Consider the following 24,823-nt stretch of genomic DNA (forward strand, 5'->3'; position numbering starts at 1 on the left):
CTCGTCGCACCGTCGGGCGGGCCGGGGACCGCGGCGTGGACGGCGGGCCGGCTGCTCCGCGGCGCCGCGGTCGTGTCGTGCGCGCCCAGCGCCGCCAGGACGGCGGTCCGCGTGGTCAGCAGCGGCCCCTCGCGCAGCGGCTCCGGGGCGGTGGGCAGGGCGTCCAGAGCGGTGGTCCCCGCCGGGCCCCAGCGCAGCACGGGCGCGGTGGTGCGCGACGACCAGAGCCGGGCGAGCCAGTCGCCGTCGGGCAGGTCCCGCGGGCAGAAGACCAGCACCTCCTCGGTGGCGGCCAGCTGCGCGGCGGCACGCAGTCCCGCGACGAGGCCGCGCGGTGCGACGAACCGGACGATCGTGGCGTCGCCACCGATCTCGGCGTCCACGTCCCGGGTGGTGTCGGTCGACGCGTCGTCGACGACGACCAGGTGGACGTCGACGCCGGACGACGACTGCGCGGTGTGCAGCGTCCGCAGGAGGTCACCGAGGTGGCCCCGCTCGTCGCGGACCACGACCAGGGCGCTGACGCGGCGACCGCCGGCGGTCGCGCCGGTGAACGGTTCCCGGGCCGGCGCGCCGGGGGGGCGGGACGTGTTCAGGCGCAGCGACGTCCGTCGGGTGGCCGGCGTCGCCGGCCGCTGGGGGGAGTTCACCGCAGGGCTCCTCGGGGTCCGTCGGACACGGCATCGCGCAGCTGGTCGATCCACGCGTGGACCGGTTGTCCGATGAGGGGGACGGCCATCCCGGTCCGCCACCGGGGCGGCAGCGACCCGGACAGGACGAGGTCCACGTCGTCGTGGGCGTGCAGGGGTTCGGAGGAGACGCGGACCTCGACCTCGACCTGGTCGAGGCCGTCACCGAGGACCCGTCCGGCGTGGTCGGCGAAGGCCTGGGCGGCCCGCGGCGAGGGAGCGAGCACCACGGCCCCGGCCCACGCCTGGCCCGCCAGTGCGGCCAGGCACTGCGTGGCCGCGGGGTCGTCGTGGCGGGCACCGAACACCGTCCTGCGTTCCTGCACGTGAGCCTGGCGGCGTCGCAGCGCGGCGAGGAGTCCGGCCGCGTAGTGCGCGTCGAGGTCGATGAAGAGGGCGGCGTCGAAGAGCCCGAGGAGGTCACCCCCCTCGTGCGATCGTGCACGCAGCACCTCGACGGGCAGGTCGGCGAGCTCCCCGACGATGCGCTCGACGTCCGTGCGCCGCTCGATCCAGCGGGCCAGGTGGTCCGACACCGGCTCGATGCCGGCCCAGGTCCACACCTCGTCGTCCTGGCACCGGCGGGCCAGATCGATCATCGCGTGCCCGATGCGGTTCTGGCGCCGGTGGAAGTGCTCCAGCGTCAGCCGTTCGCGGACGACCTGGACGGCGCGCTTGGCGTAGTGGACCCGCAGACCGCCCTTCCCCGCGCGGAACGCGAAGTCGGCGTCCTCCATGAAGCGGGTCGTGAACCCGTGCCGCTGCAGGAGAGCGGTCTTGGCGCTGCTGCGACCGCACCAGAACGCCCGCCACGGGTTGAGCCGGTTCGCCTCGACGCCGGGGTAGGCGAAGTACTGCCGGCCGACCGTCATGACGTGGCGGGACAGGGGGGTCATGGTTCCCCCGGGGAGGACCGACGTGCCGCCCAGGACGGCGACGTCCTCGCCCGGGTTCTCCTGGTGCGCCAGGAAGTGCTCCTCCAGACAGCGCGGCTCGGGCAGGTCGTCGTCGTCCAGGAGCAGCGTGAGGCGCGTCTCGACCTGCGCGACCCCGCGGGTGCGGGCCCCGCCCGGGCCGACGTTCTCGGTCAGCCGCAGCAGCCGGACGTCCAGCCGGTCGCCGTGGCGGGCCACGACGTCCGCCACCGGCCGCGGCGAGGCGTCGTCGACGACGAGGACGCGGAACGCCGTCCGCGGCAGGGTCTGCCGCTCCAACGCGGACAGGCACGCGTCGAGGGCGTCCGGCCGGTCGTAGGTGCTGACCATGACGGTGAGTTCCGGACGGCCGACGAGCACGGGCCGCCCCGGGGCCGGCGCCGCCTCGGAGGCCGGGGCCAGGCGGACGGAACCGAACGGGGGCGGCGTGGTGGCGAGCCACGGCACCGGCAGGCCGTCGGCCACCCGCGTGTCGTCCGCGTAGGCACAGGCCTCGAGCAGGCGCCGAGCCGCGCGGACGTCGCCCGGCGCAGGACCGCCGCCGAGGAGACGCTGAAGGGCAGCGTCCACGACCGCGGGGTCGAGGACGAGTGAGGTGACGAGGCTGCGGTGCCAGAACGCCTCCAGCGCGGGGAGGACCTGCTCGGGGTCCCCGGCCCAGACCTCCACGTCCGAGCAGTCCGCCGCCCCCACCGCCTCCACGAGGGTGACCAGCGACGACGGGTCCGTCGGCAGGGGGAAGACCTCGGGGGACCAGCCGGCCGCCCGGAGGACGTCCAGGCGTCGCGCGAGCGCGGCGCCGCCGCCGGTAGCGAGTTCCGGCACGACCACCGCGCACGTTCGCGCCACCCGCGGGAGGTGGGGGAGGGCGCGGCTGGACGGTTCGGCGAGGAGTTGCGGGCTCAGCGTGAACACCTCGGGTCAGACCTCTCTCGTCGCCAGGGCCAGGTCGGTCCGCAGCCCTGCCACGTACCGCGCGTCGTCGGACCCCGGAGCGCCGGCCCGCTGGGGGGCCTGCGGGTCGAGGAGGTGACGCAGCGAGAGCTCCAGCGCCGCTCGGTGCGCCAGCGGGGAGAAACCGACGTCCCACCCCCCGCGCAGTTGCGGAGCGCAGGGCACCGCGGCCCCGTGCTCGACGGCCAGCGCCGTCGCCGCGTGCTGGGCCGGGCGGGCGCGCGGCGCGCCGGCCGTCACCACCAGGCAGTCGAGGACGGCCAGTCGCGCGGCACCGCCCAGGAGCACGCGCCACGCGTGGGGGAGTCCCGGCCCGGCCCCGGAGCCGAAGGTGGGAGCCACCCGGTCCAGGGCGGCTCGGTCGAAGAGGGGCGCGGTCGCCTCGACGTGGTCGACCAGCCGCACCGCGAAGCCCCCGTGGGGCCGGGTCACCGGATGCGCGGCCCAGCCTGCCGCGGCGAGAGCCGGGTGTGACACCAGCAGGCCCAGCTCCTCGTGCAGCGCGAAGACCGCGGCGGCCACCTCGGCGCTGCAGCTGACGTCGGCGTCCGGGATCCAGACGGTGCCCTCACCCTCCGCGAGGTCGGGCCGCCGGCGCAGCAGGTCTGCGACCGCCACCCACTTGTCGGGGCCGTGGACCAGGTGGACCTCGGCCGCCAGCGCGGTGGCGTCGAGGCACCAGGCGGGCGGCTGCTGGGTCGGGGAGGTCAGGGCCACGACCACGTCGCGGCGGCGACCCGCACGCTCGACCCGCCTGACTGCGACCACGGCACGACCTCCCAGCTCGGACACCGGAGGTTCCGGTCCACACGCCTTCTCGGCCGGACGGGTGCCGACCTTGAGCCGACCGGGTGGAACGGGCGGCGACGGCTCAAGGTCGGCCGGTCTCCTGCCGGGGGAGGGCTCAAGGCCCGGGCCGGTTGCGCCGAACAGGTGAACGACGCGTCCGCCTGCGTCGACCGAGCGAGGAGAACCCATGACGGCCCAGACCGGCCTCGAGCGCCCGACGGCGCCCCGCAAGCCCTACCTCGTCGTCGCGCGCGTCGGCGACGGTTCGCTGCACCCGACCTGGACGCAGGGCGAGCGCACCTTCGACCTCGTCGTGGACTACTACGGCGACACCCCCGGCCGCTGGGACGGAACCGCCGAGCACGTCGTGGAGAACAAGGGCTCCAAGTGGGTCGGGCTGCACACGCTGCTCACCCGCGAACCGGGCCTGCTGGACGGCTACGAGGCCGTGTGGTTCCCCGACGACGACCTCGCGACCGACGCCGCGACCATCTCCGAGATGTTCGCGCTGCACACCCACCTCGGGCTGGGGCTGTCGCAGCCGTCGCTGACGACCGACTCCTACTTCACGCACCTCATGACGCTGACCCACCCGGGCTTCTCGGTGCGCTGGACCACCTTCGTGGAGGTGATGGCGCCCCTGTTCAGCCGGGCGGCCCTCGACGCGTGCCTGCCCACCTTCGCCGAGAGCCGGTCCGGCTACGGCCTCGACCTCGTCTGGCAGGGCATCCTGCCCGGCCTGGGCCTGGAGTCGGCCGTCATGGACTGCCTGGCCGTCCGGCACACCCGTCCCCTCGGCAGCGGTTCGCTGTACGACGGCATGACCGAGCCGCCCCACCGCGAGGGCGCCCGCGTCGCGCGGGCCCACGGCATGCCGACCCCGCACGAGTTCCTGACCCTGCGCGCCCTGCTCGCCGACGGCCGCGAGCTCGACGGCCCCGAGGCCGAGCGGACGGCGCTCGCCGCACCGCCCGTGCCGACCGTCCAGCCCGTCCCCGCGTGGGACCTGTACCTCGACGAGCTCCGCACCCGCACCGCCGGCGCTCCGGCCGCGGCCGAGCCGACCCTGGCCCGCGCGCCCCGCCCCGCCGCCGACGACGACCGCCCGACCGCGCTCGACGACCTCGACGAGGACCGCCCGCTCGTCCTCGTGGTCGGGGCACCGGCTCAGCCCGCGGCCGGGGTCCCCGCGCCCGCCGCGAACCCGGGGGGGACCACGCCCGGTGGCCCGACCACACTCGGTGGCGTCACCCGGCTCGGTGGGGGGACCACGCTCGGCGGGGCCGGCCGTGCCGCCCGCCCGGGCCTCCTCCCGTCCTCGTCGCGAGCCGCTGCGACCGGCACGGCCGCCGACGCCTGGCTCGCCGCCGGCTGGCAGGTCGTCGACCTCCCCGCCGGCGACGACGCGGGCCTCGTCCGCCACCTGCGGGCGGCCGAGCGCTTCCGCGACCGCGTCCTCGACGTCACCGCACCCACCTCGCGCGCCCTCGTCCGCGCCGTCGAGGCGGCCGCGGGCCTCGGGTGCGCCACGGTCGTCCGGCTGACGGCCGAGACGCTCGCCTGCCGTCACGGCCTGCCCGCCGCGGTGCGCGCGCAGCTGCCCCGCTGCGAGGTGTGCCACGTGGAGTGGACGGCGATCGCCGCCGCCGCGACGCAGGTCGTGGGCACCGGCCCGGTCGCGACGGCGCTCGCGGAGGTCGGCGTCGCCGTCGAGGTCCGCGGGGACGTCGACCGCAGCGCCCTCGCCGCCGGTGCGCAGGGTCCCGCCCCCGCGGGCGGCACGACGGTCGTGGTGTTCGCCCGCAACGACCGCGCCGAGGTCAACCGCCTCGTCGAGGCGCTCACCCACCAGCGGGGCCTCACGACGCCGCCGGAGGTCCTCGTCGTCCCGGCCGCGCGGCAGACCGCCACCCCGCGCGGCCCGGTGGACCGCACGCGCATGGACGTCCACGTGCTGGACCTGCCCGGCCCGCAGGGGTTCGCGCAGGCCCTGGCCGCCGCGACGCGCGAGCGCGTCCTGGTGCTGGACGCCGCCGACGTGCCCGGGCCGTGGTGCCTGCACGACCACGAGGTCGCGGCCGCGGGCTCCGGCGGTGTCGTCCGCAGCGACGCCCGCCCGGACCCGGCCGCGGACGACGCCTTCACCGCGGCGCTGCAGCGCGCCGGGACCACCGACGTCCCCTCGCCCGGGGCGCGCGCGAGCGTCGCGACGGGCATCCTCCAGCAGGTCGCCGCGGTGCACGCCATGGCCTCGGCGACGACGGCCGCCGCCGTCCTGAGCTGCGGCCGGGTCCGCCACGTCGCCCGGCCCACCCACACCGCGCCGGCGTTCACCGACCTCGAGGCCGTCCGCGGTGGGGCCGTCCTGGCCTCGCTGGCGGCCGCGGCCACCGGGCCGCTCGCCCCCGCCGCCCTCGCGCGGCTGACCCCCGAGCTGACCTTCTGGAGCCACCGGGGCGGGGAGAACCTCCGGCTCGCGGCCCAGATGCTCGAGCACCCCGGGGACGTCCTGCGCCAGGCCGTCGTCAACGCCGTCACGGGCCACCGCGCCACCGACGCGCTCGACGAGGTGATCGCGGGGGAGGTGGCGGCGCACTGGGCCAGCGCGCAGCTGGCCACCGACCGCGTCCGGCGCGCGGTCGCGGAGCGCGGGTCGTTCACCCTCGGCGTCCCGGTGCGCGACGGGCGCCTGCTGCCCCTGCTGAGCTGGCTCACCACCTCGGGGGCGGTCGACCAGTCCCTCGTCCAGGTCCGCATCGGGCTGGAGGCGGCCGACGGCGACCCGTCGCAGTTCACCGGGATGCTGGCGGAGCAGTTGCAGCGCAGCGGCGTCGACCTCGACCTGCTCCCGCTCGTGGACGTGGTGGGGGGCGACGGAGGCCCCGTGCACCGCGCCCTCGACGTCGACGTCGTCCTGCGCAGCGGCGACGAGCGCTGGTACCCGGGCCTGCCCGTGCCCCTGCTCGCCCTGGACGCCGAGGCGTGGCTGTCGTTCCTCGGCGTGGTGGCCCTGGTCGCCTCGCTGTCCTCGCCCGCGGCCGCCCGCGAGCCCAGCCTGGCGTAGTCCCGGCCCCGGGCACTCGATCCCCGGGCACTCGATCCCCGGGGACCCGGTCCCCGGGTGCCCGGGGATCTCCTGCCCCGCACGGCTCAAGTCGGGGTGGGTGGTGCCGAAGATGTAGGTGGCTGGCCCACGGAGGGGTAGGCCCGGACCGCGCGGCGGTCCTCAACTCACGGAGGAATGATCATCATGGGTCTTCGCATCAACAACAACATCGCGGCGATGAACAGCTACCGCAACCTGCAGGCCACGGACAAGGCGCAGAACTCCTCCCTGGAGAAGCTGTCGTCGGGTCTGCGGATCAACAAGGCGGCCGACGACGCGGCCGGGCTGTCCATCTCCGAGGGTCTGCGCGCTCAGATCGGTGGCCTGAAGGTCGCCGTCCGCAACGCTCAGGACGGCGTCAACGTCGTCCAGACCGCTGACGGTGCGCTGACCGAGACGCACTCGATCCTGCAGCGCATGCGTGACCTCGCGGTGCAGTCGGCCAACGGTGGCGCGCAGAACACCGTGTCGCAGGGTGCTGCGGACAAGGAGTTCGCCGAGCTGAGCAAGGAGCTCGACGACATCTCCGGCCGCACGAAGTTCAACGGTCAGGCCCTGCTGGACGGCAGCTTCACCGCCAAGGCGTTCCAGGTCGGCTCCGACAACGGCCAGACCCTGTCGGTGTCCATCGGCAACATGTCCGCCTCGACCCTCGGCGTCTACTCGTCCGGCACCTCGAGCGTCTCCCTCGCCACCACGGCCAGTGCGTCCGCGGCGATCGCGACGATCGACTCGGCCATCGGGAAGGTGTCGGAGGAGCGCTCGAAGCTCGGTGCGACGCAGAACCGGTTCGAGCACAAGATCAACAACCTCAACGTCTCGGTCGAGAACCTGACCGCGTCGGAGAGCCAGATCCGTGACACGGACATGGCGCAGGAGATGACCAAGTTCACCCGCAACCAGATCCTGGCCCAGGCCGGCACGAGCATGCTCGCGCAGGCCAACCAGGCGTCGCAGAACGTCCTCAGCCTCCTCGGCTGATCGGCGACCGCGGTGATGCTCGGCTGATCCACCCCGCGGGGGCGGAGGACTCCACCCAGGAGTCCTCCGCCCCTTCGGCGTTCCACCGGTGCCCGTCCGGGTCCCGGCGCCGCGCGGCCGGCGGGATCACCCGTTCGCGCGGTTCCGAGGCCTCAAGTGCGGGTGGGTGGTGCCGAAGATGTAGGTGGCTGGCCCACGGAGGGGTAGGCCCGGACCGCGCGGCGGTCCTCAACTCACGGAGGAATGATCATCATGGGTCTTCGCATCAACAACAACATCGCGGCGATGAACAGCTACCGCAACCTGCAGGCCACGGACAAGGCGCAGAACTCCTCCCTGGAGAAGCTGTCGTCGGGTCTGCGGATCAACAAGGCGGCCGACGACGCGGCCGGGCTGTCCATCTCCGAGGGTCTGCGCGCTCAGATCGGTGGCCTGAAGGTCGCCGTCCGCAACGCTCAGGACGGCGTCAACGTCGTCCAGACCGCTGACGGTGCGCTGACCGAGACGCACTCGATCCTGCAGCGCATGCGTGACCTCGCGGTGCAGTCGGCCAACGGTGGCGCGCAGAACACCGTGTCGCAGGGTGCTGCGGACAAGGAGTTCGCCGAGCTGAGCAAGGAGCTCGACGACATCTCCGGCCGCACGAAGTTCAACGGTCAGGCCCTGCTGGACGGCAGCTTCACCGCCAAGGCGTTCCAGGTCGGCTCCGACAACGGCCAGACCCTGTCGGTGTCCATCGGCAACATGTCCGCCTCGACCCTCGGCGTCTACTCGTCCGGCACCTCGAGCGTCTCCCTCGCCACCACGGCCAGTGCGTCCGCGGCGATCGCGACGATCGACTCGGCCATCGGGAAGGTGTCGGAGGAGCGCTCGAAGCTCGGTGCGACGCAGAACCGGTTCGAGCACAAGATCAACAACCTCAACGTCTCGGTCGAGAACCTGACCGCGTCGGAGAGCCAGATCCGTGACACGGACATGGCGCAGGAGATGACCAAGTTCACCCGCAACCAGATCCTGGCCCAGGCCGGCACGAGCATGCTCGCGCAGGCCAACCAGGCGTCGCAGAACGTCCTCAGCCTCCTCGGCTGATCGGCGACGGCGTGAGGGTGCGCTGAACCGCACCTGAACCACCGCACGACCGCACGACCGCACGACCGCACGACCGCACGCACCAGCACGATCCACCCCGGAGGGGCGGAGGCTCCCCCCGGAGCCCCCGCCCCTCTCGGCGTTGCGGAGGACAGCACCCGCCGGCCGGCCTCCCCGGCTCAGCGCTCAGCCGGGCGCGGCCCCTGCCGATGGGGGAGCGGGACCGGGACCAGCCCGGGCCTGCGACGAGGGGTAGTGGACATGACGCAGCGGTCCGTGGTGCTGGTCACCGACGTCGAGACGTCGGGCGACCTCGTCAGGTGCCTGCAGCAGGTGGTGGACACGGTGCCGGCCGACGTCGAGGTCCGGTACGCCGGTCGGCACAGCCGCAAGCTGCCCGGCCGCCTGCAGCGCCGGGTCCAGCGCACGGCCCTGCCCGCCGGGACGGACCTGCCGTCGCTGGTCACCGCGACGGTCGACGGCTCGCGCCGCGTCGTGGTCCTGCGCCCGGGCGTCCGCGTCCGCGCGGGCTGGTGGGAGTCGCTGGCGGCCCTCTCGGCGACGCAGCCCACCGGCTGCCTCACGCTGGGTGCGCCGGACACCGCCCTGCTGGCCTTCCCCGCGGGCCTGCCGGCCGACCGCCTGCACCAGGTCCCCCTGGACTCCCACCCCGGCATCAGCGTCTCCGGTGCGGCGCCGTCCGCACCGCCGGCGCCCCGCAGCCTCTCCGCGGTCCTCATCGTCAAGGACGAGTCCGCCGTGCTGGCGGACTGCCTGGCCGCGGTGACGCCCTTCGTCGACGAGGTCGTCGTGTACGACACGGGCAGCACCGACGACACCCGCGAGATCGCGGCCGCGGCCGGCGCCCGGGTCGTCGCCGGCCACTGGGACGACGACTTCGCGGCGGCGCGCAACCGCGCCCTGGCGCACGCCACCACCGACTGGGTGTTCTCCCTGGACGCTGACGAGGTGGTGCGCGGCGACGTCGCCGCCTTCCGCCGTGCGGTGGCGGGCTGCCGCAGCGAGGCCATGACGCTGGACATCACCTCCCGCACGTTCCGGGGTGCGGCGACGTCGAGCGTCAGCGGCGCCCTCCGGCTGTTCCAGCGCGCCGGGACCACGTGGGTCGGGGCGCTGCACGAGTACCCCGTCCAGGAGCGGTCGCACCGGCGGCTGTCGCTGGGCGGCAAGGCGCCGCTGGAGGTCGAGCACTCGGGCTACGAGGCCGCCACCTTCCTCGGCAAGGGCAAGCACGAGCGCAACATCGCCATCGCCCTGGCCGCCACGCAGACCCTGGCCGCCGACGACCCCGCGGCCGCGGACGCCTGGGGCTCCCTCGGCCGCGCCTACACGGCCGACAGCCGGTGGGCCGAGGCGCTGGCCGCCCTGGACCACGTGGACCCGGACGCGACCCTCGACGTCGAGCTGCTCGCCGCCCGCGCCGGGGCGATCGCGGCCCTGCACCTGGGCGACGCCCCGACCGCCGAGCGCTGGGTGGACCGGCTGGCCCGCGCCGGTGACGCCGCCGGGCGCGTCGGCCTGCACCGGGCGGAGATCGCCCTGCTCGTGGGCGACCTGCCCGCGACCCGCCGGCACCTGGACACCGTCACGGCCTCGGTGGACCCGTGGGGGATCGCGTTCGACGCCACGCAGGCCGACCCGCTGCGCCTGCGCCTGGCCCGCCTGTCCGGGCCCGAGGCGACGCTCGAGGCGCTGGCCGGGCTGTGGGCCGCGGGCTCGCCGCACGTGCGCCTGGTCGACCTGCTCGCCGTGGAGGAGGAGGTGCCGGGCGCGCTGGCCGACGCCGCCCGGTCCGCGTCGGACCCGGTCGTCCTCAGCACCCTGCGGGAGGCCGTGCTGGTCGACCCGGACGTGGCCGACGCCTGGCTGGAGCTGCTGTTCGCGGCCGGCCGCCGCCCCACCGCGGTGCTCACCGCGGCCTCGGTGGTGGCCCGCCGCCTCGACCTCGAGCGCGTGCTGGCGTGGTCGCTGCGGCTGCGGGAGAACGGGATGGCGGAGGTGTGCCCCCTGCGGTGGATCGCGGGCGACCCGGCGCAGGACGTCGAGTCGACCACCACGGCCCTGGCCGTGCTGGCGGGTGCCCTGGGTGAGGCGTGGGCGCGGCGCGAGCTGCGCGCCCGGGCGGCGGGGATGTGGCCCGAGCTGCGCGCCGACGTGCTCGGCCTGTTCCCGGAGCTGGCGCTCGACGTGGCCGCGCCGGCCCCGGCCGCCCGTCCGCTCGTCGCCCAGCCCTGACCCGGCCGCCCGCACGGCCCGCACGCACGCACCGCACGCACCGCACGCACTGACCACCCGCACCCGACCCGCCGACCTCCGCGTCGGTCCCGAGGAGGAACCACCCGTGTTGAGCATCCTGCTCCCCGCCGCGCGGCGCAGCACCCCCGAGGACGCGCAGACCGTGTGGGGGGACCTGCGCGTGGCCCTGGCCTCCGTCGCGGCCTACGCCCCGGGCGTCGACGTCGTCGTCGGGTGGTCGGGCCGTGAGCGGCCCGAGCACCTGCCGCCGAACCCGCACGTGCGGCTGCTGGAGCAGGCCGAGGGCATCACGACGGGCAGCGACGCGTGGAACTGGTGCGCGCGGCAGACCGACGCGGACGAGCTGCTGATCCTCGGCGACGACTGCGTCCTGCACCCCGACAGCCTGCGGCTGCTGCTCGAGGACGTGGCCGTGGTCGCCCAGGTCGCCCCGCAGCTGACCCCGGGGTTCGTGGGCGCCCGCTCGAACTACGTCAAGGGCGTGCAGAACGTCCGGCACGGCGATCCCGCGACCCGGCCCGCGATCCGCTTCCCCGAGGAGGACCAGGTCCTCATCGCCGACATGGTCGTCCCCGTGGCCGCCTGGATCCGGCACGAGACGTTCGACAGCGTCGGTGGTTTCCCCTCGACCAACTGGTTCGCCGACGACCTGATCTGCTTCGACCTCGCGGCCAAGGGGTTCACGCACTTCGTGAGCCGGTCCTACGTCCACCACGTGGGGCAGCGCGCCACGGGCCAGGGCCGTTCCGACCACGACCTGTGGGACCAGGGGATGGCCTGGCTGCGGGAGAACCGCCCCGACTTCCTGCGCGAGAAGATGGGCATCCGGACCTGAGGGACGACGGCGAGCGGGGGACGACGTGGACGAGCCGGTGAGCATCGCCGCCTGCCTCATCGTCAAGGACGAGGAGAGCCACCTGGGCGCCTGCCTCGACAGCCTGCGGCCCCTCGTCGACGAGGTCGTGGTCGTCGACACGGGTTCCTCCGACGCCACGGCCGCCGTCGCGCGGGCCCACGGGGTGCTCCTGCTGTCGCAGGCCTGGACGGGGGACTTCGCCGCCGCCCGCAACACCGCCCTCGCCGCGGCCCGCGCCGACTGGGTGCTCAGCATCGACGCCGACGAGCGGGCGGCGGGCACGGGAGCGGCCCTGCGCCGGCAGCTCGCCGCGGCCGACGGGAGCGTCGACGCCTTCGCCGTGGAGTTCGACGACCTCGACGCGCGCAGCGGGGCGTACTCGTTCCGCGCCCCGCGGCTGTTCCGGCGCGCGGGTGCGCGCTGGGCCGGCCGGGTGCACGAGCGCGTGGTGCGGGCCGGTCGCGACGTGCGGGGGGTGGACCTCGCGCCCGCCGCGCTGCGGATCACCCACCTCGGCTACCGGGACCTGGAGACGGTGCAGGGCAAGGCGGCCCGGAACCTGCGCCTGGCCGGCGACCAGCTCCAGGCGCAGCTCGGCGACCCGGCCACCCCCGGGCCCGCGCTCGCGCTGTCGCTGCTCGACCTGGGGCGCAGCGCCCTCAGCGCGGGTGAGCTGCAGACGGCCGTCGACGCGCTGGAGGCGCTGCGGGAGCTGGAGGACGCGGGGGACCGGTGGCGCCGCGCGACGGACTTCCTGACCCGGGTCATGATCGTGGCGGGGGAGCACGAGGTCGCGCTGCACCTGGCGGGGGAGCTGCTCGCCGGCGGCGGGGACGCCGAGTACGTCGGCTGGTTGCGCGGGCAGGCGCTGGGGCTCTCCGGCCGGCCCGCGGAGGCCCTCGCGGCCCTGGCCCCCGTGCGGCGGGTCGTCGACCCGGGCGGCTGCCACTACGCGCCCGCCGCGCTCGAGGAGTTCCGCGCGCTCTGCGGCGACCTGGCGGCCCTGGGGGCCCGGACCGCCTGAGTTCCGCACCGCCTGAGCTCCCGACCGCCTGAGCTCCCGACCGCCTGAGTACCCGACCACCGGAGTTCCCGACCACCCGACCCGTCCGGAGCAGGCGGCTGCACCGGACGGGTGAGCCTGGCGGCTCCTCGTCGATCCGCGCTCAAGCCCGGGCCGTCACGGCCGATGGAGCCCACGAAGCTCCAGTCGAACCGACAGCCCGGGAAGAGAGGTGACGTCATGGCATCAGTGGACGGACTCGTCAGCGGCATCGACGTCAGCAGCATCGTGAGTCAGCTGATCCAGGTCGACGGGGCGACGCAGCGACGCCTCAAGGCCAACGTCACCAGCGCGCAGTCGGAGATCAAGGGATACCAGTCGGTCAACACCAAGATGGCCGCCCTGCAGACCGCGGCGGAGGCCCTGAGCAAGGCCGGTGGGTGGACGCCCACCACCGCGACGTCGTCGTCGACGAACGTCGCGGTCTCCTCCTCCGCGACGGCGGACCAGGGGTCCATCGGGATCACCGTCAACCGCCTGGCCTCGACGCGCTCGGTGCTGTCCACCGCGGGCGTCACCAAGGACCAGGTCGTCGACCCGTCGACGTTCACGCTGCCGGTCGACGTCCTGCGCGACGGCAAGAAGGTCGGCACCCTGGCTCCGGTGCAGGGCACGATCAGCGAGATCGCCGAGCAGATCAACAAGGCGGCCGACCTCGGGGTCAAGGCCGTCGCGGTCCGCGTCGGCTCCGGCGAGTACCGCCTGCAGCTGACGTCGACGACGCCCGGCAAGGCGGGCGCCTTCGAGCTGGTCGCCCCGACGAACGCCGCCCCGGGCACCGTGCCCGCCTCAAGCACGAACGTCGAGGCCGGCGCGTGGGACGTCCTCTCGGCGGGCGAGGACGCCGAGCTGTACCTCGGCGACGCCGCGGTCCCCGTCTACTCCGCGACGAACACGTTCGCCGACATCATCCCCGGCGTGACGATCACGGCGCAGAAGGCGGACCCGGGAACCCGGGTCACCATCGCCTCCGGCCGGGACAGCGGCAAGGTCGCCGAGGCCATGGCGGCGCTCGTGGAGGCCGCGAACGCGGCCCTCGCGGAGATCGGCACCCAGTCCAAGGCCGGCGTCGTCGGCACCGACGGCAAGCTCACGGGTGGCGGCGCCCTGAACGGCGACTCGACGCTGCGCGGGTTGCAGAGCCAGATCATGAACGCGGTGACGTCCGCGCTCGGCGGTGGTGCGTCGGCGTCCAGCCTCGGCGTGCAGTCCACCCGCGACGGCCGCATCACCTTCGCCAAGGACAAGTTCCTCGCCGCCTACGAGGCCGACCCGCGCTCGGTGCAGAACCTCGTCGCCCCGACGACCACGCCCCGCCCCGACGGGACCGACCCGGCCACGGCCGACACCCGCGTCGGGCTCGCGGAACGCCTGCGCTCCGTCGCGAAGCTCGCGACGGCGGCGTCGACGGGCAGCCTGAGCGCGGCCGTCGACGGCCGCAACGCGAGCATCAAGGACCTCAACAACCGCATCGAGGACTGGGACGACCGGCTGGCCGCGAAGAAGGCCCGCTACCAGTCCTACTACGCGCGGCTGGAGACGGCCCTGGGTTCCCTGCAGACGCAGTCCACGTGGCTGTCCGGGCAGCTCTCCGGCCTGAACAGCAACCGCTGACCCGCCGCCCGACGAGCCGTCCCGCACCGCGGGGCGGCTCGTCGGCGTCCCACCCCCGTCCCCGGACGTCCCGCCGCGCCTCGCGCGCCGGGTGCCGGCGGACCTCGGATCCCGACGTGCGCTGCCGATGGAGGAGTGCACCCGTCCGTCCCCCCTGGAGGAAACTGCAGATGACCGCCATGTCGTACGGCCGCCCCGGCTCCGCCAACCGCTACCTCGGTGACAGCCTGGCCACGGCCAGCCCGGCCAGCCTGCTGGTCATGCTGTACGACCGGCTCGTCCTCGACCTCAAGCGCGCCGAGGAGGCCCAGCGCACGGGGGACCGCCAGACCGCGCACGTGAACCTCATCCACGCGCAGGACATCATCGCGGAGCTGCACTCGAGCCTGAAGGTCGACCTCTGGGACGGCGGCCCCGGCCTGGCCAGCCTCTACACCTGGCTGCTGGGAGACCTGGCGCAGGCCAACATGAAGGGTGACCCCACCCGCACCGCCGACACCCGCACCCGGGTCGTGGAGCCCCTCGCGGACGCGTGGCGGCAGGCGGCGCTGCAGCACCTGACCGCGACGACGAACTCGGGCGCGAACGGCCTGGCATGACGTTCGACGAGACCGACGTCGCGCCCCCGGACCACGCGCGGGCGGCGCCGCGCCCGCCCGTGCAGGACCCGTGGCGGGACATGTGGTCCGCCGCCCTCGGACGCGTCGAGCTGGACGTCGACGCCGCGGAGACGCTGCTGCAGCGCCTGCACGAGGAGGACCTGCCGGCCCCCCTGGCGCTGCCCTCCTGGTCGGTGCCCTCCCTGCCGGGCCCGATGCCCGTGGACTTCACCGACCGGGCGCGCCGGCTCCTGGCCCGCCAGGTCGACGTGAGCGAGCGGCTGGCCGCCGCCATGGTCCAGGCGCGCTCGCAGACCAACGCGCTGCGGAAGTTCCACCGTCCCGAGGCCCGGCCCGTCTTCGTCGACCGGGCCCTCTGACCCGAGCCCTCTGACCCGAGCCCTGCCGGGTCCTCGCCCCGCCGGTGGGCGGCTCGCCCGAACGGGTGGACGACGTCGCGGCGGATCGGGAGACCGGCCCGGGGAGCCGATGGACCCGGGGAACGTCCCACCGCCTCCGGCGGGGCACCCCCGAGACCGAGGTCCCCATGTCGTCGTCCCCGCGTCCCTCCGTCCGTCCCCTGCTCGCGGGGACCGTCGCCGCCGCGGTCACCCTGGCCCTGGCCGGCGCGGTCCTCACCGTCCCCCTTGCGCAGACGGTCTCACCGCGCACCCTGCGCGTCGCGGACCAGTACACCCCGGCGAACCTGAGCGTGGTCGCCCTGGACCGGGGCCTGCGCGTCAGCTGGAGCGCGGTCGCCAGCGCGACCGCCTACAACGTCTACGTCGACGGCGTCCTCAAGGCGTCCCCGGCGTCGACGAGCCGGACCGTCGACGTGAACGGGCTCGTCAACGGTCAGACGTACCAGGTGCAGGTGAGCTCGGTGGTGCCGACGCTCATCATCGTCACGGGGGAGTCGGCCAAGTCCGACCCGGTGCCCGGCGCCCCGAGCGACGGGGTCCCCCCCGGGCCGCCGAACACCCTCACGGTCTCCGGGACCGACGGGACCGCGGCGCTGAGCTGGAAGAAGTCCACCGACAACGACGTGGCCCACTACGACGTCGTCGTCGACGGCGTCCTTCACCACCAGGTCCCCGCGGGCAACGGGGGGACCGTCACCACCTCGGTGCCGGGGCTGGCGAACGGGCGTGACCACACCTTCGAGGTGTTCGCGGTCGACACCTCCCGCCAGCGGTCCGCCACCGCGGCCGCGGCGACGTACTTCCTGCGCGACACGGTGCTGCCGGGCACCCCGCAGAACGTCCGGGCCACGGGCGGCGACCGCCGCGTCGTGGTGACCTTCGACGCCGTCGCCGTCGCGGACCTCGACCACTACACGGTCACGCTGTCCGACGGCCGGCAGGTCGTCGTGCCGGCGGGCACGACGACGGCAACCATCACGGGCCTCGCCGAGAAGACGGCGTACACGGTCTCGGTCGTGGCCGTCGACACCTCCCGGAACTCCTCCGCCGCGAGCCCGGCCGTCGCCTTCCGCACCCTGGACACGACGGCCCCCGACGCCCCGCCGGCCCTCGCGGGCACGGGCGGGGACCGCGCCGTCGCCCTGACGTGGGGCGCCCCCGTGGCGGACGACGTGGACCGCTACGAGCTGACGGTCTCGGGCGGCCCGGTCGCCGCGGGCGGCGCCGTCCGCACGCTCGCCGCCGCGTCCCGCGCGCTGGACGTCACGGGCCTGGCGGAGAAGACGTCGTACACGTTCTCCCTCGTCGCGATCGACGCGGCCGGCAACCGCTCCGCGGCCGCCACGACCACGGTCTCCACGCGCGACACCGTCGCGCCGGACGCCCCGGCCCCCTTCACCGGGGTCGGCGGCGACCACGCCGTGAGCCTGGCGTGGGGGGCGCCCACGGCCGACGACGTCGACCACTACGACCTCGTCGTCGACGGCGGCCCCGCGCGCCGGCTGCCCGCCGGTGCCCGGTCGGCCGAGGTCACGGGCCTGGCCGACGCGACGTCGTACGCGTTCTCCCTCGTGGCGGTCGACGCGGCCGGCAACCGCTCCGGCAGCAGCGTCGTGAGCGTCACGACCCTGGACACCGTCGCCCCGGCGGCACCGGCCGGGTTCACCGGCACGGGCGGCGACCACGCGGTCGACCTGACGTGGTCCGCACCCGCGGTGGACGACGTCGCCCGCTACGAGCTGTCCACGGACGGCGCTGCGCCGCAGGTCCTCCCCGCCGGCGCCCGGTCCCTGACGGTCACGGGCCTCGGCGAGGAGTCGGCGCACACGTTCTCCCTCGTCGCGATCGACGCGGCCGGCAACCGCTCGCCCGCGCGCACGATCACCGTCACCACGCGCGACACCGTGGCGCCGGACGCCCCGGGGGACCTCCGCGCGACGGGGGGTGACCACGCGGCGCAGCTGGCCTGGACGGCCCCGGCGGCCGGCGACGTGACCCGCTACGTCGTGACGCGCACCGACGGGCCGGCCACCGACGGGCCGGCCACCGACGTGCCGGCCGGCACCACGACCCTGTCGGTCGGCGGCCTCGCCGACGACTCGGCCTACACCTTCCGCGTCGTCGCCGTCGACGCCGCGGGGAACACCTCCCCCGTGGCCGGCCCGGTGACGGCCCGCACGCTGGACACCGAGGCCCCGGCCGCGCCGGCCGACCTCGTCGCGCGCGCGCAGGACGCGGCGGCCGAGCTGACCTGGCCGGCGGTGCCGGGGGCGGTGCGCTACGTCGTGCAGACGGGCGACGGGGCCGCGGTGCTCGAGACGACGGCGCCGTCCGCGCGCGTCACGGGCCTGACCAACGACACCGAGCACCGCTTCCGCGTCGTCGCGGTGGACGCGGCGGGCAACGTCTCGACGCCGTCCGCCACGGTCGCGGTCACGCCCTCCACGCCGCCGCTGGCGCCGCCGAGGGTGACGGTCCTGCCCTCGGACGCGCAGCTGGGCGTGAGCTGGTCGCCGGTCGCGGGTGCGGTCGGCTCCTACGAGGTCCTGCTCGACGGCGTCGTCCACGGCAGCGTCGCCCCCGCGGTGAGCACCTACCGCGTGAGCGGGCTGACCAACGGCCGCAGCTACACCGTCGGCGTGCGGGCCGTCACGCCCGCGGGTACGACCGGCGCCACCGGTACGGTCGCGGCCGCCCCCGTCGCGCCGGGCACCCCGGCCGGCGGGGCGGGTGCCTCCTCGGGGCTCGCCGTGACGCCCGACGGCCGCTTCGTGGTCACCGGCACCGCGGCGCGCCTGGAGCCCGCCGACACGAACACCGCCTACGAGCTGTACGTGCTCGACCGCCAGTCTGGCAGCGCGCGCCGGCTGTCCCCGCTGTCCGCCTCGGCCACCACGACCGACGCGACCAACCGCAGCGGCGTGGCGATCAGCGACGACGGCCGCTACGTGGCGCTGGCCACCACCCTGCCGAAGGTCGCGGCGGACACCAACGGCCTGACCGACGTCTACCGGCTCGACCTCCTCACCGGGGAGTGGCGGCTCGCGAGCGTCCCGTCCACCGGTCGCGTCGGCTCCACGGCGGGCACCACGCTGCAGACCGGGGCGGCCGTGCACTCCACCGCGCCCAGCGTCGCCCTGTCCGCGGACGGGGACCGCGTGCACTTCTTCTCCGAGCGCGCCGACCTCGTCGCCGGGGACACCAACGGCGCCGTCGACGTGTTCGCGAAGGTGATGTCCACGGGCGCGGTGGTCCGCGTGTCCGCGACGGCCACGGGCGCCAACCTCAACCGCACGGTCTGGGGGCCCGCGCTGGACGTGTCCCCCGACGGCCGGTTCGTGGTCTTCCCCGCCGCGAACGCGAGCGGCGTCATGACGCTGCTGCGCAAGGACACCCGCACGGGCGAGGTGCTGCCGGTCTCGACGGCCACGACGGCGTCCGGGCAGGTCGTCGAGATGGCCGTCTACCGCGACGCGGGCGACGTCGGCATCAGCGACGACGGCCGCCACGTCGTGTTCTCCACGACGTCGCAGGCGCCCACCGGCGGTTCCGGCTACCACAGCGCCGGCCTCGCCTACCGCAAGGACGTCGTGACCGGGGCGCTCGCCCGGCTCGGCACGGGGCAGACCACCGTCTGGGAGCACCGGGCGGCCCTCGACCCGACGGGCCGCTACGGCTTCGTGTCCACGGTCGCCGCCCTCCTGCCCGGCGACACCAACGGGCGCACCGACCACTACCGCCGCGACCTCGCCACGGGCCAGCTCGTCCTGGTGACGGCCGCGGCCGACGGCAGCGCCACGCCCAGCGTCACCTCGGGGGCGACCAGCCCGGCGGAGTACGGCCTCATCGCGGTCGCGTCGGCCGACTCCGTCGTCGTCGGGACCCTGCAGCCGCTGCAGCCCCAGGACGCGAACGCGGTCAACGACGTCTACGCCAAGGACGTCGCGGCCGGGACCGTCACGTCGGTCGCCCGCGCGGGCTGACGGCAGGGCTCACCGGCAGGGGCTCACCGGGGGGGCTCACCGGTGGGGCCCGACCGGTGGGCCCCGACCGGTGGGGCGGCCGCCGGTCCGGCTCACCCGCCCGCGCGCCCGAGCTCCCCGGACGGGCCGCGCGGTGGGCACGCGGCGTGACCAGCGCGGCCGTCCGGGGCGGGTGGCTGCGCCGAGCCGGTCGAGTGCGGTGCCCGCCGCGACAGCCGCGGCCCGGGGAGGTCGATGACGTCCGGGACGGGGCACAGCGGTGTCCCGGCGCCCCGCCCCGCGAGGAGTCCCGCGTGAACAACGTCCGAACCCGGCTGCGCCGTCTGGTCGCCGTGTCCCTCAGCCTGCCGCTCGTGGTGGCCACGTCGGCCACCACGGCGCTGGCCGCCCCGGGCCCGGCCGTGGTGGGCACGCCGCGCGCCACGGCGCCGCACGTCGGCGGCTTCATCGCCCCCACCGACCGCACCGCGGCGGCGGCGACGCTCGCGGGCGAGCGGCGCGCGCACCGCCTGCTCCTGGCGAGCCCGGCGGCCGTGGACCTGCGCACGACGGGGTTCCTGCCGCCGGTGGGGGACCAGGGGCCGATCGGCTCGTGCGCCACGTGGACGCTCGCCTACACGATGATGGGCTACTACGCCGCGAAGGACCGGGACAGCGGCGCCCCGTACGCCCCGCTCTACCTCTACGACCTCAAGGTCGTGGGCGCCGCGCCCACGGGCGGCACGGTCCCCGAGTGGAACCTGGCCGAGCTGCAGTCGGGCGGCGTCGACACCCAGGACGACTTCCCGCAGGGCTACTACGACTACCGCACCGCGGTGACCCCGGCGCAGAAGGCGAACGCGGCCAAGTTCAAGGTCACGGGCTGGAAGCGGCTCTGGGCCGGGGCCGGGCAGGGCGTGGCCGCGCGGACGCTGGTCACCGCCGCCCTCGCGGGCGGGCACCCCGTGGCCGTGGGTCTGCCCGTCTACCCGAGCTTCGTCGGCATCCGCGACGGGAACGTCCACACGCCCACCGGCGGGACCAGCCAGGGCGGGCACATGGTGACGATCATCGGCTACGACGACCAGGGCGTCACCATCCGCAACCAGTGGGGGACGGGCTGGGGGGCGAAGGGCGACGCGCGGCTGTCGTGGGCCTTCGTCCAGCAGCACGTCCAGGCGGCCTACACGATCACGGGCGTCACCTCGCCGGCCGACGCCGGGACGCCTTACGCGCCGACCCCGGCGCTCACGCGCCTGTCGGTGGCGAGCGGCCCGGCCACGGGCGGCACGGCCGTCACGGTGACCGGGTCGAACCTCGCCGCGGTGACCGCCGTCACGGTCGGCGGGGTCCCGGCGCGGTTCGCGCTGACCGCCGTGGCCGGCGCGAACCAGCTCCTCGTCACGACGCCGGCGCGCGGGGCGGGCCCGGCGCAGGTGCGGCTCGTGGCCCCGGGCGGCACGAGCGCGGCCACGACCGCGTCCGTCTTCACCTACGCCGCAGCGGTCCCCGCGGTGACGCGGCTGTCGGCGACGACCGTCTCGACCGCGGGCGGGGAGACCGTCACGGTCACCGGCACGGGCCTGGGCGAGGTGACCCGCGTGACGGCGGGCGGCGTGGTGGCTGCGACGCTGACGCGGACCTCGCCCACGAGCCTGTCGTTCCCCGTCCCCGCCCGGGCCCCGGGCACGGGCGACGTGGTGCTGACGTCGCCCGCCGGCAGCAGCGCGCCCGTGGCGGCGGGCCGGCTGACGTGGGTGGCCCCGCCCGCGCCGACGCCCGTCCTGACCGGCGCGGGCGTCGCGACGGTCCCCGCCGGGCGCACGTCGGTGGTGACCTTCACGGGCCGCGACCTCACGGGCACGACGGGGCTGACGGTGGGCGGGACCCCGGCCACGGGCGTCACGGTCCTCTCGCCCACCCAGGTCCGCGCCACCGTCCCGGCCCGCGCGGCCGGCACGCACGCGGTCGTCGTGACCACGTCCCACCGGACCGTCTCCGCCCCGCTGGCCCTGACCTACCGGCGGTGAGCCCCGGGGGACCCGCGACCGCCCGGCGGCCGCGGGTCCTCCCGCCTGCCCCCGCCTCCCCGGGCGGACGCCGGTCGTGCGGCCGGGGTGCACGAGGCGGCGCGCACGTCAACGGCGTGTAAAAGATCCGTGTCGCGCGTAACCCTTCCGGCGGTCGTGCCGATGCTTCGAGTGACGTGCTCGCCAGATCGCCCGCCACCTTGGAGCCCACCATGTCCAGCCGCCGCCCCAGCATCGCCGCCTGCCTCGTCCTGCACGACGGCTCGCCGTCGCTGGGTGCCGACGTCCGGGCCCTGGTCCGGGTGGCCGACGAGGTCGTCGTCTACGACACGGGCGACCACCTGCGGCCCGGCAGCGCCGCGTTCGACGCGACCCTGCACCCCGCCGTCACCGTCGTCAGCGGCTTCTGGGCCGACGACAGCGAGCGCGCGCAGCACGCCGCCCTCGCGCACGTCGGCGCCGACTGGGCGCTGTGCGTGCTGGCGGGGGAGAAGGTCACCTCCGACCCCGAGGAGCTGCGCCGGCTGCTCGTCGAGGCCACCGACGTGCCCGCGATGTCGGTGCGCGTGGACGACGTCGTGCGCGGCACCCACCGCGCCGCCCGCCTGCTGCACACCGCGCTGCCCGGCGCGTCCTTCGAGAGTGAGCTGGCCGAGGTGCCGAGCCGGCTGCTCAGCGTCTGCCAGCCCGTCGCGACGACGGGTCTCGTGCCGCGCCAGCGCGGCGTCTTCGACGTCGTCTGAGGCCGGCGTCGCCCGGGCGCGCGCCCCACGCGCCCCGGGGGCCGGCCGGGCCTCACCCGATCGGCGCGGCACCCGGGCACCGGGCGGTGGTGGCCCCTCAAGGACGCGCCCCGGGTGTCGATCCCTCTGCGTGAGCAGTTCCCCCGCGCCGACCGACGCGGCCTCCCCGCGGCGCCTGGCCTTCGTGTCGGGCGGGTTCTACGTCGCCGGCGGTCTCGCGGCGCTGCTCGTGGCGGGCGACCGGATGGACCTCGCCGCCCCCGGCGGCCGGCTGGTCACCGCGGTCGGTGTGCTGGCCGTCGTGGTCGGGGCGCTGCTGTTCGCCGTCGGCCGGGCGCTGCCGCGGCCGCTGTGGCACGTCGTGGTCGGCAGCGGCACCGCGCTGGTCGCCCTGGTGGTGTGGGCGTGCCCGGACACGACGTCGGCGGTCGCGCTCTCGGCCGTCTTCACCTTCATCGCCATCGACGCGTTCTTCTTCTTCCCCCCGCGCCAGGCCGTCGTGCAGCTGCTCGCCCTGGTGGTGGCGTCGGTGACCTCGCTGCTGTCCCACGACGACGTGGGCGTGGGGATCGCCGTCGCCGAGGTCGTCGTCTTCACGTGCATCGCCGTCGTCGTCGGCGGTCTGGTGCAGACCGCGTCGGCGGCCACCCGCGACCCCCTCACGGGCCTGGTGAACCGGCGGGGCTTCGACAGCGCCTACGAGGACCTGCTCGTCGCAGCCGAGCGCACGGGCGCGCCGCTGTCGGTGGCGCTCGTCGACGTCGACGACTTCAAGGCCGTCAACGACGGCCTCGGCCACGCGGCCGGGGACGAGCTGCTGGCCCGCATCGCGACCGTCTGCCGCACCACGCTGCCCGCCCCCGTCGTCGTGGCGCGCTACGGCGGCGACGAGTTCGTGGTCCTGCTCCCCGCGACCTCGGGCCCGGAGGCGCTCGCGCGCCTGGAGCTGCTGCGCACCCGCGTGGACGGCGTCACGCTGTCCTGCGGGGTGGCGCAGCTCGGGGCGGGGGAGAGCGGCGCCGAGCTGCTGCGCCGCGCGGACACCGCGATGTACGCGGCCAAGCGCGGCGGCCGCGACCGCTGCGCCCTCGCCGACGCGGGCAGCCCCGCCCTGGCGCGCGACCTCGCCGAGGCCCTGCGCACCGGCGCCGTCCACGTGGCGCTGCAGCCCATCGTGCGCGTCGACGACGAGCAGGTCGTCGGCGTCGAGGCCCTCGCCCGCTGGACCGACCCCGTGCGCGGCGCCGTCTCGCCCGCGGAGTTCATCCCCGTCGCCGAGGCGGCGGGGCTCATCGAGGAGCTCGGCGCGGTCGTGCTGCGGCAGGCCTGCCACGACGCGCTCGCACTCAGCGACGCGTGGGGGCTGCCGCTGACGCTGACCGTGAACGCCTCCGGGCGCCAGCTCGTCGCCCCGGGGTTCGCCGGGCAGGTCCTGTCGGTGCTCGACGCGGCCGGCTGGCCCACGGCCTCGCTGGTCCTGGAGGTGACCGAGAGCCTCATCGACGCCTCGTCCGCGGCTGCGCTGGAGGCGCTGCGCGAGTTGCGGGGGGCGGGGGTCGCGGTCGCGATCGACGACTTCGGCACGGGCTACTCCTCGCTGAGCCGCCTCGACACCGTGCCCGCCGACATCGTCAAGCTCGACTCCCTGTTCATCGCGAGCATCGCGACGTCCGCGCGCCGGGCCTCGGTGCTGCGCACGGTGCTGGACCTGTGCTCCTCCCTGGGGCTCGTCGTCATCGCCGAGGGCGTCGAGGACCGCGACCAGGCGCACCTGCTGCAGCAGCTGGGCTGCCCCCTGGCCCAGGGCTACCTCTACGACCGCCCGCAGCCCCTCGCGACGCTGCTGCGGCGCGGGCCCCGCGCGGCCGTGACCCCCGCGCACGACGGGCCGCACCGCCTCGCGGGCGACCGCATCGTCGCGGCGCTGTTCCCCGGCGCGCGGACCCCGGCGGTCGCCGCGACGGCGCGGCCCGCGCTCGCGGCGGGGGAGACCGCCGCGCCGCTGCCGTGAGGCGGCTCAGCGCCCCGAGACCGAGAAGTGCTGGTAGTCCTTCAGCGTCCGCCACGACCCGCCCCACGCGAACCCGCGCGACGTGAACGCCTGCACGGCAGCATCTCCCGCGACCAGGACGCCCGGCCGCGGGGTGCGGTCGACGAACGCGCGGCCGGCCGCGGGCAGCACCGTGGTGCCGCGCACGTAGGGGTTCTCGACGGGGTTCAGGTCGATCGCGGTGCCGTAGGAGTGCTCGGAGAACGACGACCCCCCGGTGGTGGCCCGGCAGTTGAACGCCGAGGTGTTGTCGGCGTCCATCGAGGCGTCGTCGGAGCCGCCGAAGACGTCGACGGGCCGCACCGAGGCGATCGGGTACCGCAGCTCGTACAGCCGGCCGAAGGCGTCCGCGGTCGCCTGCGCGACGGACGCCGCGACGACGATCGTCCCTCGACGGGGACGCCCGTCGAAGCCGACGTGGGTGACGCCGACCGCCCGCAGGTCCGCGGGGCCGACGGGGCAGCCCGGCCGCCAGCTCGCGGGCAGGTCCGCGGCGGTGACGGGGGAGATCGAGGAGGTGTACGGCGGCAGCCACTGCGCCGCGGGCCGCCGCGCCTGCCGTGCGACGACGGGCGCCCCGGCGGTCGCGGCGACGGCGGCCGTCCCGGTCGCCGTCGTTGTCGTCGTCGGCGGCGTCGTCACGCTGCTGGGCGCCCTGGCCGCC

General features: G+C 75.7%; 17 protein-coding genes. 13 read left to right on the forward strand and 4 right to left on the reverse strand.

Annotated elements, in window-relative coordinates:
* The 3 genes from GTR02_RS06455 to GTR02_RS06465 form a co-directional block, all read right to left on the reverse strand.
* On the reverse strand, positions 1-650 hold a 650-nt coding region (locus tag GTR02_RS06455; protein ID WP_166606660.1), incomplete at its 3' end, for a glycosyltransferase.
* Positions 647-2,449, reverse strand: coding sequence for a glycosyltransferase (locus GTR02_RS06460; RefSeq protein WP_166606661.1), 1,803 nt, complete (start codon positions 2,447-2,449; stop codon positions 647-649). The genes GTR02_RS06460 and GTR02_RS06455, both read right to left, overlap by 4 nt.
* 96 nt (positions 2,450-2,545) lie before the next feature.
* Positions 2,546-3,346, reverse strand: coding sequence for a hypothetical protein (locus GTR02_RS06465; protein ID WP_166606662.1), 801 nt, complete (start codon positions 3,344-3,346; stop codon positions 2,546-2,548).
* A 208-nt stretch (positions 3,347-3,554) separates the two neighbouring features.
* On the opposite strand from GTR02_RS06465, the gene GTR02_RS06470 reads away from it, so the two are divergent.
* The 13 genes from GTR02_RS06470 (at position 3,555) to GTR02_RS06530 (ending at position 24,120) form a co-directional block, all read left to right on the forward strand.
* Positions 3,555-6,431, forward strand: a complete 2,877-nt coding sequence (locus GTR02_RS06470; RefSeq protein ID WP_166606663.1) for a hypothetical protein — start codon at positions 3,555-3,557, stop codon at positions 6,429-6,431.
* A 186-nt stretch (positions 6,432-6,617) separates the two neighbouring features.
* Positions 6,618-7,454, forward strand: coding sequence for a flagellin N-terminal helical domain-containing protein (locus tag GTR02_RS06475; protein WP_166606664.1), 837 nt, complete (start codon positions 6,618-6,620; stop codon positions 7,452-7,454).
* A gap of 252 nt (positions 7,455-7,706) precedes the next feature.
* Positions 7,707-8,543, forward strand: a complete 837-nt coding sequence (locus GTR02_RS06480) for a flagellin N-terminal helical domain-containing protein (protein ID WP_166606664.1) — start codon at positions 7,707-7,709, stop codon at positions 8,541-8,543.
* 261 nt (positions 8,544-8,804) lie between these two features.
* On the forward strand, positions 8,805-10,799 hold the full coding sequence (locus tag GTR02_RS23700; protein ID WP_166606665.1) for a glycosyltransferase: 1,995 nt from the start codon (positions 8,805-8,807) through the stop codon (positions 10,797-10,799).
* A 106-nt stretch (positions 10,800-10,905) separates the two neighbouring features.
* Entirely contained in the window at positions 10,906-11,655 is a 750-nt protein-coding gene (locus tag GTR02_RS06490; protein ID WP_166606666.1) for a glycosyltransferase family 2 protein, read from the forward strand.
* A gap of 37 nt (positions 11,656-11,692) precedes the next feature.
* Positions 11,693-12,700: a glycosyltransferase gene (locus tag GTR02_RS06495; protein WP_166606667.1), complete on the forward strand. Its 1,008-nt coding sequence runs from the start codon at positions 11,693-11,695 to the stop codon at positions 12,698-12,700.
* A gap of 219 nt (positions 12,701-12,919) precedes the next feature.
* Positions 12,920-14,353: a flagellar filament capping protein FliD gene (gene fliD / locus GTR02_RS06500; RefSeq protein WP_166606668.1), complete on the forward strand. Its 1,434-nt coding sequence runs from the start codon at positions 12,920-12,922 to the stop codon at positions 14,351-14,353.
* Between the two features lie 170 nt (positions 14,354-14,523).
* Positions 14,524-14,952, forward strand: coding sequence for a flagellar export chaperone FliS (gene fliS, locus GTR02_RS06505; protein ID WP_166606669.1), 429 nt, complete (start codon positions 14,524-14,526; stop codon positions 14,950-14,952).
* Positions 14,949-15,332 (forward strand): hypothetical protein, encoded by a 384-nt coding sequence (locus tag GTR02_RS06510; RefSeq protein WP_166606670.1) that lies wholly within the window; start codon positions 14,949-14,951, stop codon positions 15,330-15,332. Before fliS ends, GTR02_RS06510 begins: the two co-directional genes overlap by 4 nt.
* Positions 15,333-15,499: 167 nt before the next feature.
* On the forward strand, positions 15,500-19,357 hold the full coding sequence (locus tag GTR02_RS06515) for a fibronectin type III domain-containing protein (protein ID WP_166606671.1): 3,858 nt from the start codon (positions 15,500-15,502) through the stop codon (positions 19,355-19,357).
* Positions 19,358-19,650: 293 nt separating this feature from the next.
* Positions 19,651-21,366 carry an IPT/TIG domain-containing protein gene (locus tag GTR02_RS06520; protein WP_166606672.1) on the forward strand — a complete coding sequence of 572 codons (1,716 nt, stop codon included), beginning with the start codon at positions 19,651-19,653 and terminating at the stop codon, positions 21,364-21,366.
* 212 nt (positions 21,367-21,578) lie between these two features.
* Entirely contained in the window at positions 21,579-22,109 is a 531-nt protein-coding gene (locus GTR02_RS06525) for a glycosyltransferase family protein (protein ID WP_166606673.1), read from the forward strand.
* Between the two features lie 130 nt (positions 22,110-22,239).
* Positions 22,240-24,120, forward strand: a complete 1,881-nt coding sequence (locus GTR02_RS06530; RefSeq protein ID WP_166606674.1) for an EAL domain-containing protein — start codon at positions 22,240-22,242, stop codon at positions 24,118-24,120.
* A gap of 6 nt (positions 24,121-24,126) precedes the next feature.
* On the opposite strand, the gene GTR02_RS06535 is transcribed toward GTR02_RS06530, so the two are convergent.
* Positions 24,127-24,823: M15 family metallopeptidase (locus GTR02_RS06535; RefSeq protein ID WP_166606675.1), on the reverse strand; the 697-nt coding region annotated here is incomplete at its 5' end.

It is taken from the genome of Kineococcus siccus, from assembly GCF_009906795.1.
GTDB lineage: Bacteria > Actinomycetota > Actinomycetes > Actinomycetales > Kineococcaceae > Kineococcus > Kineococcus siccus.

Bases quoted from the DNA above. Each gene is read 5' to 3' on its own strand.
- GTR02_RS06480 (WP_166606664.1), top strand. From the start codon at position 7,707: ATGGGTCTTCGCATCAACAACAACATCGCGGCGATGAACAGCTACCGC.
- GTR02_RS06475 (WP_166606664.1), top strand. From the start codon at position 6,618: ATGGGTCTTCGCATCAACAACAACATCGCGGCGATGAACAGCTACCGC.
- fliS (WP_166606669.1), top strand. From the start codon at position 14,524: ATGACCGCCATGTCGTACGGCCGCCCCGGCTCCGCCAACCGCTACCTC.
- GTR02_RS06525 (WP_166606673.1), top strand. From the start codon at position 21,579: ATGTCCAGCCGCCGCCCCAGCATCGCCGCCTGCCTCGTCCTGCACGAC.
- GTR02_RS06470 (WP_166606663.1), top strand. From the start codon at position 3,555: ATGACGGCCCAGACCGGCCTCGAGCGCCCGACGGCGCCCCGCAAGCCC.
- GTR02_RS06510 (WP_166606670.1), top strand. From the start codon at position 14,949: ATGACGTTCGACGAGACCGACGTCGCGCCCCCGGACCACGCGCGGGCG.
- GTR02_RS23700 (WP_166606665.1), top strand. From the start codon at position 8,805: ATGACGCAGCGGTCCGTGGTGCTGGTCACCGACGTCGAGACGTCGGGC.
- fliD (WP_166606668.1), top strand. From the start codon at position 12,920: ATGGCATCAGTGGACGGACTCGTCAGCGGCATCGACGTCAGCAGCATC.
- GTR02_RS06515 (WP_166606671.1), top strand. From the start codon at position 15,500: ATGTCGTCGTCCCCGCGTCCCTCCGTCCGTCCCCTGCTCGCGGGGACC.